Genomic DNA, 1,230 nt, shown 5'->3' on the forward strand with positions numbered 1-1,230 from the left:
GGACATCTACGAGGTCCTCGTCGGCGCGTGCGCCGACGGGACCTCGGTCTCGACACTGTGTGGCTCCAGCAAGAACTCACCGGCAGCGAACACGATCCACTACCATTTGCAGACGAAGTTCGAGCCGGAACGGCTCGAACGAGTCGCTAACACGCTCCTTCGCCAGGATATCGTCGAATTGCTCCCCGAGCAGGTGGAGGTCTGTGCCGACCTCCACCTGCGGCCCTACTACGGTGAAGAAGACGACACAGACGGCCTCTATCACTCGGAAGCGAAGCGGGGAACAACCGCGTTCCACGCCTACGCAACACTCTACGCACGCGTAAGCAACAAGCGCTACACGCTGGCGGTGCGCCGTCTCGAAGACGGCGACACCGCCAGCAGCGTCCTCGCTGAGTTTCTTGGAGTACTTGACGGCCTTGACACCGAGGTCAAGGCCGTCTACCTTGATCGTGGCTTCTACGACAGCAAGTGTCTCACGCTGTTACAGGCGCACAACTACGCCTATGTTATCCCGATCATCCGGTGGGGTGAGAAGATTCAGCAGGAACTCTCGGAAGGGTGGAGTCGCGTCATTCAACACGACCTGACAGGGAAACTCGACGGTCACAGCTGGACCGTCGAGTTTCCCGTCTACATCGACTGTACGTACCAGAATGGACGGTACGACGAGAACGGTGTGGCGCGTCACGGCTACGCCGCTGACGCGCCGTTCATCGAGACACCACGCGATGCTCGATACCACTACTCGAAACGCTTCGGTATCGAGTCGAGCTATCGCTTGTCCGAGCAGGCGATAGCGACGACAACAACACGAGATCCAACGGTACGGCTGCTGTACGTCGTGGTGAGTCTGCTGTTGCAGAACGTCTGGCGGTATCTGCACTACGAATACGCGGCGACGCCCCGCCGAGGCGGGCGTCGCCTCTGGTGGTGGCCGTACAAGGAGTTCGTCAATATGATTCGGCGAGCCGCGTGGACGGCCCTCGCGGTGCGTCGGGCCGTCCCCGCGAACCGGCCACCTGACGACCGGTTTCACCGATAACACCGACCGAGGACGCCGCCTTGTGAGTGGCAACACTGTCGCGTCGGCGGCTGATCGCCGCCGACAGCGACAGCTCTCTGCCGATCTCTCTATGATTCTTTCGTCGAGACTGTCAGTACAACTGCTTCAACACAGAACTCAGGCTTCAGAAACAGCTAACTGAGGATACTTTGTGAGGTACTGAT

Annotated in this window: 1 protein-coding gene; it reads left to right on the plus strand. The window is 59.8% G+C overall.

Going from position 1 to position 1,230, the window contains the following annotated elements:
• Window positions 1-1,045: ISH3 family transposase (locus tag GWG54_RS20545; RefSeq protein ID WP_167939483.1), on the plus strand; the 1,045-nt coding region annotated here is incomplete at its 5' end.
• Between the last annotated feature and the right edge of the window lie 185 nt (window positions 1,046-1,230).

Source organism: Natronococcus sp. JC468, assembly GCF_012163165.1.
GTDB classification, from domain to species: domain Archaea; phylum Halobacteriota; class Halobacteria; order Halobacteriales; family Natrialbaceae; genus Natronococcus; species Natronococcus jeotgali.